The 11263-nt window shown below is 67.3% G+C and carries 11 protein-coding genes; 5 read left to right on the plus strand and 6 right to left on the minus strand.

Annotation, left to right across the window (positions count from 1 at the left end; translation table 11 throughout):
* Positions 1 to 7: 7 nt before the first annotated feature.
* Positions 8 to 1213: a THUMP-like domain-containing protein gene (locus tag RN51_RS09120; protein ID WP_045263735.1), complete on the minus strand. Its 1206-nt coding sequence runs from the start codon at positions 1211 to 1213 to the stop codon at positions 8 to 10.
* Positions 1214 to 1371: 158 nt separating this feature from the next.
* Here RN51_RS09120 and groES point away from each other — a divergent pair, with 158 nt between their 5' ends.
* The 3 genes from groES (at position 1372) to RN51_RS09135 (ending at position 4174) form a co-directional block, all read left to right on the plus strand.
* Positions 1372 to 1668, plus strand: coding sequence for a co-chaperone GroES (groES, locus tag RN51_RS09125; RefSeq protein WP_017203655.1), 297 nt, complete (start codon positions 1372 to 1374; stop codon positions 1666 to 1668).
* Between the two features lie 175 nt (positions 1669 to 1843).
* Positions 1844 to 2773 (plus strand): EamA family transporter RarD, encoded by a 930-nt coding sequence (rarD, locus tag RN51_RS09130; protein ID WP_045263736.1) that lies wholly within the window; start codon positions 1844 to 1846, stop codon positions 2771 to 2773.
* A gap of 144 nt (positions 2774 to 2917) precedes the next feature.
* A complete protein-coding gene (locus RN51_RS09135) occupies positions 2918 to 4174 on the plus strand; it encodes an ABC transporter substrate-binding protein (RefSeq protein WP_045263737.1) in 1257 nt (418 codons plus the stop codon).
* 91 nt (positions 4175 to 4265) lie between these two features.
* Here the strand turns inward: RN51_RS09135 and RN51_RS09140 are convergent, their stop codons facing one another.
* The 4 genes from RN51_RS09140 to RN51_RS09155 all read right to left on the minus strand — a co-directional run bounded on the left by RN51_RS09140 (position 4266) and on the right by RN51_RS09155 (position 8422).
* Entirely contained in the window at positions 4266 to 5039 is a 774-nt protein-coding gene (locus tag RN51_RS09140) for an ABC transporter ATP-binding protein (protein WP_045263738.1), read from the minus strand.
* Entirely contained in the window at positions 5036 to 6022 is a 987-nt protein-coding gene (locus RN51_RS09145; protein WP_045263806.1) for an ABC transporter ATP-binding protein, read from the minus strand. The genes RN51_RS09140 and RN51_RS09145 overlap by 4 nt, the downstream gene beginning before the upstream one ends.
* Before the next feature lie 67 nt (positions 6023 to 6089).
* A complete protein-coding gene (locus tag RN51_RS09150; protein ID WP_045263739.1) occupies positions 6090 to 7067 on the minus strand; it encodes a branched-chain amino acid ABC transporter permease in 978 nt (325 codons plus the stop codon).
* 5 nt (positions 7068 to 7072) lie between these two features.
* Positions 7073 to 8422: a branched-chain amino acid ABC transporter permease gene (locus RN51_RS09155; protein WP_045263740.1), complete on the minus strand. Its 1350-nt coding sequence runs from the start codon at positions 8420 to 8422 to the stop codon at positions 7073 to 7075.
* 252 nt (positions 8423 to 8674) lie between these two features.
* Between RN51_RS09155 and guaB the strand changes: the two genes are divergently transcribed.
* Entirely contained in the window at positions 8675 to 10177 is a 1503-nt protein-coding gene (gene guaB, locus RN51_RS09160; RefSeq protein WP_045263741.1) for an IMP dehydrogenase, read from the plus strand.
* Positions 10178 to 10244: 67 nt separating this feature from the next.
* Here guaB and RN51_RS09165 read toward each other — a convergent pair whose 3' ends face one another.
* Complete coding sequence (locus RN51_RS09165) at positions 10245 to 10697, minus strand: DUF4190 domain-containing protein (protein ID WP_045263742.1); 453 nt, start codon at positions 10695 to 10697, stop codon at positions 10245 to 10247.
* 164 nt (positions 10698 to 10861) lie between these two features.
* Between RN51_RS09165 and RN51_RS09170 the strand changes: the two genes are divergently transcribed.
* Positions 10862 to 11176 carry a DUF2277 domain-containing protein gene (locus RN51_RS09170; RefSeq protein ID WP_045263743.1) on the plus strand — a complete coding sequence of 105 codons (315 nt, stop codon included), beginning with the start codon at positions 10862 to 10864 and terminating at the stop codon, positions 11174 to 11176.
* Positions 11177 to 11263: the final 87 nt, after the last annotated feature.

Consider the following 11263-nt stretch of genomic DNA (forward strand, 5'->3'; position numbering starts at 1 on the left):
GCGGGTGTCAGCCCGCCGCGGGCACCCGGTCGGCGAGGATCGCGCGGCGCTGATCGCCGATGCGGGCGAGGATCAGCGTGGCCTCCTGGTCACCGCGCAGAGTGAGCTTCTTGCGGAAGGCGGCGGGGTCGACATCCACTCCACGCTTCTTGATCTCCAGACGTCCGACATCGTTCGCCTTGAGTGCGGCGTTGATCGCCTTGGGGTTCGCCGCAAGCGTCTCCCTGACCCGGAAGGACTGCACGAACGGACTGGTCAGGGCCGCGTCCGAGGTGAGATAGGCGATGTGCTCGTCGAGCATGCCCGCATCGAGGCTGCGCGCGACCTCTCCGATCAGTCGCGCACGGATCACGGCGCCGTCCGGCTCGTGCAGGAACGCACCGAGCTCGCGCACGGGCTCGTCGGCGGTGTCTGCCGGAGCGGTGAGTTCGTGCGAGCGCTCGCCGCGGATCACCAGCGCGGCACGGCGCACCCCTTCTCTGGCGAGGGCTCCGCTCCACACGACGAGTTCGACCACGCTGCCGTCGGCACTCACCCACTGCGCCTCGGCATCGGCGGGCAGCGCGTCGCGGTCGTGTGCCGGTCCGAGCTTGATGCCGGTCGGGCGATGGGCGGACACATCGAAGGCCCAGTCCAACGAGGGCGAGTAGTCGTCGGCGGAGACGCGTCTGGTCTCGGTGTGCCCCGACGTGCGTCTGGCCGGGTCCATCCACACTGCGTCCGTGTCCTGCAGCGAGGAGAACGCCGCCTCTGCGGTGTCGTGGCGCACGGTGGCGCTGTCGCCGAAGGGTGCCAGGTTGTAGGCCGCGATGGCGGAGGTGACCTCGTCCGCGTCGACGGCGTGCACCTCGAGTCCGGCTCCGGCGAAAGCGAGCGCGTCTCCACCGATGCCGCAGCCGAGATCGGCCACACGGGTGAATCCGGACTGCCGGATGCGCTGGGCGTGACGCGCTGCGACGCCGAGCCGCGTCGCCTGTTCGAGGCCGGCTCTGGTGAAGAGCATCCGCGCGGCGAAGGGCCCGAACTTCGTCGCGGCCTTCGACCGCAGGTGCGTCTGCCCGACGACGGCGGATACGAGGTCGGGGGAGTGGCCCGCCGCACGCAGGCGGGACACGGTCCGCGCGACCTCGGCGGTCGAGTCGATGGGTCCGATCGCGTCGAGAAGCTCGAGACCCTCGGAGGTCAGCAGGGCACGCAGCTCGGACATCTCCACCGTCTCAGCCTAATCGGCCGCACATCGAGCCGAACCGCAGAGCCCACTGGCACTCGCATTGCGTGAGTGCCAGCCGAGCGCCTAGACTGGATTAGCACTCTCGGGTTGAGAGTGCGAACAAGTCTTTCGTGTCAGCGTCAAGAAAGAAGAGGTAGACCGTGTCGGTTTCCATCAAGCCGCTCGAGGACCGCATCGTCATCAAGCAGGTCGAGGCCGAGCAGACCACCGCGAGTGGCCTGGTCATCCCCGACACCGCCAAGGAGAAGCCCCAGGAGGGCGAGGTCGTGGCGGTCGGCCCCGGCCGCATCGACGACAACGGCAACCGTGTTCCGCTCGACGTCGCCGTCGGCGACCGCGTGCTCTACAGCAAGTACGGCGGCACCGAGGTGAAGTTCGGCGCAGACGAGTTCCTCGTCCTGTCGGCTCGCGACGTCCTGGCGGTCGTCGTCCGCTGATCTGCTGAACCTGTTCCCGCCTCCCGTGGTGGGCGAGGTCCTCGAAGGGGGCTCGGATGCGTCTCGCATCCGGGCCCCCTTCTGCGTCCGCCAGCGGCCATCCGTTTCCTGCCAAACTCCGCGGGGGACCCAGGTGGCGCCGTCGGCGTCCACACCGCGGGCATAGGGTTGTGCGGTGATCCCAGAGACGACCCGTGCCACGCAGTCCGCCGGAGTCGCCTACGCCGGTGGGGCGTACCTGCTCTGGGGTGTGCTTCCCCTCTACTTCCTCCTCCTCGTTCCGACGGGTCCGTGGGAGGTCGTCGCCTGGCGGGTGCTGCTCTCCTTCGTCTTCTGCGCGCTCCTGCTCACCGTCATGCGCGGCTGGGGCGCTTTCGGCGTCATCGTCCGGCAACCGAAGCTGCTGGGGTGGACGGCGCTGGCGGGTCTGCTGATCTATGCGAACTGGCAGGTGTTCCTGATCGGAACGCTCAGCGGCAATGTCGTGGAGACGAGTCTGGGGTACTTCATCAACCCGATCACGACCGTGCTGCTGGGCGTCTTCGTCTTGAAGGAGCGCATCCGGCGGCTGCAGTGGGCCGCGATCGCCATCGCGGCGGTCGCCGTCGTCGTGATCATCGTCGCCTACCGGCAGTTCCCGTGGATCGCACTGTCGCTGACCGCATCCTTCGGGGTGTACGGGCTCATCAAGAAGAAGATCGGCCCTGCCATCGATGCGATCAGCGGCCTGACGCTCGAGTCGTTCTGGCTGATTCCCATCGCCGTGGTGCAGTTGATCGTCGTGGGGGCGACGTCGGGCATCACGATGGGCGCGCACGGGTGGGTGCACGCGCTGCTGCTGGCCTTCGCCGGTGTCGCCACGGCCGTCCCGCTGCTGCTCTTCGCGGCGGGAACCCGACGTATCAACCTGACGGTGATCGGCATGATCCAGTTCATCACTCCGGTCATGCAGTTCCTCATCGGCGTCCTGGTCCTGCACGAGCCGATGCCGCCTGAGCGCTGGGCCGGCTTCATCATCGTGTGGATCGCGATCGGCGTCTTCATCGTCGATCTCCTGCTCGCCGCGCGACGAGGGCGCAGGATTCCCCGGGTCGAGGCCGCCTGATCCTGAGGCGCACCGGCCGGGAAACCCGGTCCCGGATCGTTAACGCACCGAGATACTTGCACCCCCTGCGCGCGATACTCACGCCCTAGTGTTAGAGCACCCGATTGTGGTCACAGTCCACGTTCAGTTACGCAAGGGAGCATCATGAACGCATTGAAGGGCTCGCGCACAGCGAAGGTCTTCGCCGGGATCGCACTGGTCAGTGCATCCGCCATCGTCATCGCCGGTTGCAGCAGCACCCCGAGCCCGGAGAGCGGCGGCAGCGACAAGCCCGCAGCCGATCTGACGCTCAAGCTCGGTTCGCTGCTTCCGCAGACCGGTTCGCTGGCATTCCTCGGTCCGCCCATGGAGTCCGGTGTCGGACTGGCCGTGCAGGAGGTCAACGACGCCGCCGCCGGTATCACGATCGACCTGACCGCCGAAGACGAGGGCGACACCGACACCAAGGCCTACGAGACCTCGATCACCAAGCTGCAGGGTGCCGGCGTCTCCGCTATCGTCGGAGCCGCCGCATCGGGTGTCTCCAAGCTCATCCTCGACGGCAACGTCAGCGCCGGGATCCTCCAGATCTCCGCATCGAACACGTCGCCCGACTTCACCACGTGGGACGACAACGGGCTCTACTTCCGCACCGCCCCCAGTGACCTGCTGCAGGGCGAGGTGCTCGGCAACCTCATCGCCGAGGACGGCGCGAAGACGCTCGGCATCATCTACCAGAACGACGCGTACGGCACCGGCCTGGACGCGGCGATCAAGGAGACCTTCGAAGGCACCGGCGGCGAGGTCGTCGCCGAGGCATCGTTCAACGTCGGCGACGCGCAGTTCGACGCTCAGGTCGAGACGATCAAGGCGCAGAACCCCGACGCGGTCGCGATCGTGTCCTTCGACCAGTTCAAGACCATCGCGCCGCTGCTGGTGAACGCCGGCATCTCGGCCGACAAGTTCTACATGGTCGACGGCAACCTGTCCGACTACGGCTCGGAGATCCCGGTCTCGCTCGAGGGCGCGCAGGGAACCAAGGCCGGGCCCGCACTCGCCGACGACTTCACCTCCCGCCTGCAGGACTTCTGGACGGGCGAGGGCAATGCCGAGGTCAAGGACTTCACCTACGCAGCTGAGGCGTACGACGCCGTGATCCTCGTGGCGCTGGCGTCCCTGGCTGCTGGTTCCACGGACGGCGCGGACATCGCGGCCAAGATGCAGGAAGTGTCCGGCGGCTCCGGCGACGGCAAGAAGTGCACCAGCTTCGCCGACTGCGCAAAGATCATCAACGACGGCGGCACGGCCGACTACGACGGCTACTCCGGTGACGTCACGTTCGATGAGGCCGGCGACCCGCAGGGTGCGTCGATCGGCATCTACAAGTACGGTGCCGACAACATGATCACCCGCACCAACTGATCAGACGATCACACGACGAAGGCCCCGGATCCGATCCGGGGCCTTTGTCGTGGTGTCGGCGGTTTCTCGCTCGCGGTCTCTCGCCCGCGGCTCAGGCGGCGTCGGTGCCGAGGGTGCCGAGATAGAGACCGATGACCTTGGGGTCGTTCAGCAGGTCCCTGCCCGTTCCCTCGTGTGCATCCCTGCCCTGATCGAGCACATAGCCCCGGTCGCAGATCTGCAGGCAGCGTCGGGCGTTCTGCTCCACCATGATCGTCGTGACGCCGGCCTTGTTGATGTCGGAGACCCGGATGAACGCGTCGTCCTGGCGCACGGGGGAGAGCCCGGCCGACGGCTCGTCGAGCAGCAGCACGGACGGATCCATCATGAGCGCGCGGGACATGGCGACCATCTGCCGCTCACCGCCGGAGAGCGAACCGGCGCGCTGCTTGAGGCGCTTGCCCAGCTCGGCGAAGATGCCGGTGACGAACTCGAGCCGCTCCGCGTAGATCTTGGGGTTCTGGTAGAGCCCCATCTGCAGGTTCTCCTCGATCGACAGCGAGGGGAAGACGTTGTTCGTCTGCGGCACGAAGGCCACGCCACGGCGGACCAGTTTGTCGGCCTTCAGCCCCACGATGCTCTCACCGTTCACGGTGATGTCGCCGCTTCGCACGTTCACGAGACCGAAGATCGCCTTGAGGAGCGTGGACTTCCCCGCCCCGTTGGGGCCGATGATCCCGATCAGCTCTCCCTGCCGGGCCACCAGGTTGGCGCCGTTGAGGATGTTCACACCGGGAAGATAGCCGGCGTGGACATCGGTCAGCTTCACGACGATGTCGTCCTGAGCTGCGCTCTGCGCTGCGTCGATCGGCGTTTCCCCGCTCATGCGGTGCCCTTTCCCTCGTCGTCGGTTTCGGCATCGCTGCCGGGCACGGGGTCGCTCGCTTCGAGCTCCGCCTCCGCCTCGGCCTCGATCTCCTCGCGGAGCCTGCTGGCTGCGGCATCGGGGAGCACCGGGATGCGTCCGGTGACGGCACCGAGATCGACGTCCTGGTGGGCACCGAGGTACGCATCCACGACGGCCGGGTTCTCCATGACCTCGTCGGGCGGCCCCTCTGCCACCACACGTCCCTCCGCCATCACGATCACCCAGTCCGCGATGTGGCGCACCATGTGCATGTCGTGCTCGACGAAGAGCACGGTCATCCCGTCCTCCTTGAGGTCGAGGATGTGGTCGAGGAGCGACTGGGTGAGGGCGGGGTTGACTCCAGCCATGGGCTCATCGAGCATCACCAGCGTCGGGTCGCTCATCAGCGCCCTGGCCATCTCGAGGAGCTTGCGCTGGCCACCCGAGAGCGCCGCGGCGAAGTCCTTCTCCTTCGCGTCGAGCTTGAAGCGCGTCAGCAGTTCGCGCGCCTTGGTCTCGATCTCGGTGTCCTGCGCCCTCCAGAGGAAGGGGAACAGGCTGGCCCAGAATCCCTCGCCGCGCTGATGCGGAGCGCCGAGCTTCATGTTCTCGAGCACGGTGAGCAGCGACAGCGACTTGGTGAGCTGGAACGTGCGGACCTGGCCCATCCTGGCCACCTTGAACGACGGGACCCCCGACAGGCTCGTGCCGTCGAACGACCACGTGCCGCTGTTCGGCTTGTCGAACCCGCAGAGCAGGTTGAAGAGAGTCGTCTTGCCGGCACCGTTCGGGCCGATCAGAGCGGTGATGGCTCCGCGGGGTACTTCGAGGTGGTCGACGTCGACGGCCGTCAGACCACCGAAGCGACGCTGGACGGCATCGACGACGAGGATCGGATCGACCTTGGCGACTCCGGGCTTGACCTCGCCCTTGGTCAGCCCCGTCGTCTTCGGACGCCGGATACTTCCCGTGGCGGGGGCGGCGGTCGTGGCACCCTCGGCCGAGCCGGGGGCCTGATCGGGGGTCAGTTCATTTGACAAAGGTCATCTCCCTCTTGTCTCCGAGGATGCCCTGCGGGCGGAAGATCACGAGCAGCATCAGGGCGATGCCGACGAAGACGAAGACGAGAGTCGACGCCTGGCTGTCGGTCATCGGCAGCAACCCGGACTTCGCCATCGACGGGAGCAGGTTGGCCATGAAGGCGAACACCACCCAGAAGAGCACCGCACCGAGCGTGGGTCCGAACACCGTGGCCGCGCCTCCCAGCAGGAGGATGGTCCACAGGAAGAACGTCAGCGACGTCGAGTAGCTGCCGGGGACGACCGCGGAGGGGAGGACGAAGACGATCCCACCCGCGGCGCCCACGACACCGCCCACGACGAGCGCCTGCATCTTGTAGGCGAAGACGTTCTTGCCGAGCGAGCGCACGGCGTCCTCGTCCTCGCGTATGCCCTTGAGCACCCGGCCCCACGGGCTGCGCATCAGCGCCCACACCAGCAGGATGGCCACGGCCAGGACGATCACACCGAAGACGCGGTTCCAGAGGTCGTTCGCGCTGTATGTCCAGGGGCCGAACCCGTAGGTGCCTGGCGGGATGGGGTTCGCGTCGCGGAATCCGCCGTTGTACTGGGCGAGGCCGTCGGCGCTGTTGGTCCATTCGTCGAACACCTGGGTGGTGAACAGGAGGCGCACGATCTCACCGGCGGCGATCGTGGCGATCGCGAGATAGTCGGCGCGGAGCCGCAGCGTCGGGATGCCCAGCAGCACGGCGAACAGCGCGCCGCCCAGCAGGCCGATCAGCATGCCGATCCACCAGGGCAGTCCGAAGCTGAGCACCGAGATGGCGTAGCCGTAGCCGCCGATCGCCATGAACGCCGCCATGCCGAAGTTGAGCAGTCCCGCGTATCCGAAGTGGACGGCGAGGCCGGTCGCCGCGAGCGCGTAGGCGATCGTGACGGGGCTGAACAGGTAGACGGCCGTGTTCGAGAAGATGCTTCCGAAGTCCATGGCGATCAGCCCAACCTTTCCCTGCGTCCGAGCAGCCCTTGAGGTCTCACGAGGAGGATGAGGATGAGGATGACGAGAGCACTCGCGTACTTGAGGTCGGACGGGATCCACAGCGTCGAGACCTCGACCGCCATGCCGACGATGAGCGATCCGACCAGAGCACCGAACGCCGTGCCGAGACCACCGAGGGTGATCGCGGCGAAGATCAGCAGGAGCATCTGCATGCCCATGTCCCACTTCACACCGGGGCGGAAGTACGCCCACAGGATTCCCGAGATCGCGGCCAGCGTGCCGGAGAGGATCCACACGTAGCGGATCACCCGGTCGACGTCGATGCCGGATGCTGCGGCGAGCTGCGGGTTGTCGGAGATCGCGCGGGTCGCCTTGCCGATGCGGGTGCGCGTCAGGAAGAAGGCCACAGCCAGGATCACGACGATGCTCACGCCCATGGCGATCATGTCGATGTAGGACAGCGAGATCGGTCCGAGCTGGATGGGGGTGGGGCTGGCGCCGGGGAGCTGATACGTCCCTCCGCCGATGATGAACTGGAACGCGTACCGCAACGCCAGCGAGAGGCCGATGCTGACGATCATCAGCTGGACGACACCGAGACCCCGTCGACGGAGCGGACGCCAGATGCCGGCATCCAAGGCCCAGCCGAACAGACCACCGCCGATGACGGCCGCGGCGATGCCGACCCAGAGCGGGAGATGCCAGAACGTGGTCGTGACGAGGGCGACGAGGCCGCCCCACGTGACCATCTCCGCGTGCGCGAAGTTGGACAGGCGCGTGGTGCCGTAGATGAGGGCAGCGCCCATCGAGGCGAGAGCCAGCAGGAGCCCGAAGTTCAATCCGCCGACGAGGCGTGAGAGCAGCTGGTCGACGAAGGAGACGGTGACCCGCTGTCCCTCGCCGAGGAAGAGGTTCATGATCTTGGTGCCGGTGAGGCCGAACTCGACTTCGAAGGAGGCGGTGGTCCCGGCGATCGGCTGGGTGCCCTCCGGGAGCTGGGTCGCATCGACGATCACCCCGTCCGGCAGCGTCGACTCGTCGACCGTGAGGGTGTACTTCTCCTTCTCCGGCACGTACAGGCGCCACTTGCCGTCGGCGTCCGTCTCGGTCTCGCCGTCGAAGCCCTTGCCCTCGATGGACATGACCACGCCTTCGACCGGCTGATCGTCGAAGGTCACGACACCGGCGAAGTAGAAGTCCGTGACCTCCTGCCCGTCGTCCGTCGTCTCAGCGGAGGCCGCTGAAGGGGGCAGGAACAGGAACGCTGTGAGCGCCATGAGGATACTGAGCACGGCGACCACCCAGGGTCGCTTTCGCTGCACGGCGAGTGTTGTGGGTCCCACGCAACCTCCACTTTGAGTGCTGTGTCTCTGCGATCTCGGGTTGGTCCGCAGAGATGGACGACGCACTTGAGCGTAATGCGCGATCGCCGATTCACCTACGGTCGGGGTCAACGGTCCGGTAACGACGCCGCTCTGGGAATGTTCTCGGGCGTGTCTCGCTTAGAATCTTCATACGGGCCGCGGCCCCGCACCGGCCGACGTCGACCACCCCCTCGCACTCGGACTTGCGCGACTCGCGCAGAAGGAGAATCCATGGAACAGCACGATCCCTTCGGCTTCGTCGGACTGACGTACGATGACGTGCTGCTGCTCCCCGGGCACACCGATGTCATCCCCAGCGAGGCCGACACCTCGTCGCGGATCACCCGGCGCATCTCGGTCGCCACCCCGCTCCTCTCCAGCGCCATGGACACGGTCACCGAGTCCCGCATGGCGATCGCGATGGCCCGCGAGGGCGGCATCGGCATCCTGCACCGCAACCTCTCGATCGCCGACCAGGCCGCGCACGTCGATCGCGTCAAGCGCAGCGAGTCCGGCATGATCACCGACCCGATCACGACCACGCAGGACGCGACGGTCGAAGAGGTCGACAACCTCTGCGCGAAGTACCGTATCTCCGGGCTCCCCGTCGTCGACGACGAGGGGCGACTGGTGGGCATCATCACCAACCGCGACATGCGCTTCGTCTCCGGCTTCGAACGGCAGACCACCTTCGTCAAGGACGTCATGACGCGGGAGAACCTCGTCACCGCACCGGTGGGCGTGGCAGCAGGCGAGGTCATCGCCCTGTTCGCGAAGCACCGTGTCGAGAAGCTTCCGCTCATCGACGATGACGGCAAGCTCGCGGGTCTCATCACCATCAAGGACTTCGACAAGAGCGAGAAGTATCCGCTCGCCACCAAGGACGACCAGGGGCGCCTGCGCGTCGGCGCGGCCATCGGCTTCTTCGGCGACGCCTGGGAGCGTGCGGAGGCGCTGCGCGATGCCGGTGTCGACGTCCTCGTGGTCGACACGGCCAACGGGCAGTCGCAGGGCGTCATCGATCTCGTCCGCCGGCTCAAGGCCGACGAGTCGTTCGCGCACATCGACGTCATCGGCGGCAACGTCGCGACCCGTGAAGGGGCTCAGGCCCTGATCGATGCCGGAGTCGACGCGGTCAAGGTCGGCGTCGGTCCCGGGTCCATCTGCACCACGCGCGTCGTCGCAGGCGTGGGCGTGCCGCAGGTGACCGCGGTCTACGAGGCCTCGCTGGCCGCGCGCCCCGCAGACGTCCCCGTGATCGCGGACGGCGGCCTGCAGTACTCGGGCGACATCGCCAAGGCGCTCGTTGCCGGTGCCGACGCCGTGATGCTCGGCTCGCTCCTGGCCGGAACCGACGAGTCGCCGGGCGAGATCGTCTTCCAGTCGGGCAAGCAGTTCAAGCAGTACCGCGGCATGGGATCGCTCGGCGCCATGCAGACGCGCGGCAAGCAGACCTCGTACTCGAAGGACCGCTACTTCCAGGCCGACGTCCCCAGCGACGACAAGCTGATCCCCGAGGGCATCGAAGGACAGGTGCCGTACCGCGGTCCGCTCTCGGCCGTCGCGTACCAGCTCGTCGGCGGGCTGCGTCAGTCGATGTTCTATGTCGGGGCACGCACGATCGAGGAGCTCAAGACGCGCGGCAAGTTCGTGCGCATCACCTCGGCGGGGCTCAAGGAGTCGCACCCGCACGACGTGCAGATCGTGGTCGAGGCGCCGAACTACAAGAAGTAGTCACGACGCGAAGAGGGACCGGATGCGCATCGCATCCGGTCCCTCTTCGCGTCAGCGCCCGCTGCGGTCACCCGCAGGTGTAGGTGACGCCGTTGACTTCCCAGACGCCGGTGCCCAGCTCGGCGCACGTGCCGAAGATCGCGGCGAAGACGGTGACGGACAGGATGATCCCGATGATGCCGAGGATCGTCAGGATCGCGCCGACGATGATGCCCGCGATCGCCAGCCCCTTCGACTGCCCGGTCTTGCCGAGTTTCACCGCGGCGACGATGCTCAGGACGAGTCCGATCGGTGCCGCCAGGAAGGCGAGGACCAGACCGACGATCGACAGGACGCGACCGGGAGGCGTGGGCTCGGGCTGGGGGTACGCCGGTGCCGTGGGCGCCGGATAGGCCGGGGCCGCTGTCGGTGCGGATTCCCAGGCCGGGGCTGCGGTCGGCGGAGCGGGAGGGGCAGCGGGCGGTGTCGTCGGGTTCGAGGAGTCGGGAGAGGGCGGTTCGGGGAACGGCGGGTTCGTCATGGTCTGTCCTGTCGACGGGGGTGGGGATCGCACTGGCGGCCCGGATAGCCCCGAGCGTAGCGAGCGGCCCTCGGCGGCACCATCCCCTGTCGTCGGTCCGACCCCGGCGGAGGGGAGACGCCGCAACTCTTCCTTCGACCCGCCGTGCGGCGTAGCGTGCGGGTATGTGCCGCAACATCATCCCGCTGAACAACCTCGAGCCCGCTGCAACCGCGCAGGAATGCCACGATGCGGCGCTGCAGTTCGTGCGCAAGATCGCCGGGACCACGGCCCCGTCGCGGGCGAACCAGGCCGTCTTCGAGAGCGCGGTCGAGGAGATCGCGGCCGTCGTCGACCGTCTGCTGGGTGAACTCGTCACCACCGCACCTCCGAAGAATCGCGAGGACGAGGCGGCAAAGCGACGGGCGCGCTCGGCCGAGCGGTACGAGGCGATCCGGGTCTTCCAGGAGGAGAAGCGCGCCGCCCGCGCCGGAGCGTAGGAGCGTACCGTCGCGATGGCGGCGCCGTATGCCAGAATCGACATGCCCCGCTCGACTTTCCCTGCGGTCCCGGTGTTGAAGGCGCCG

Source organism: Microbacterium oxydans (genome assembly GCF_000956405.1).
Classification (GTDB): Bacteria; Actinomycetota; Actinomycetes; order Actinomycetales; family Microbacteriaceae; genus Microbacterium; species Microbacterium oxydans_C.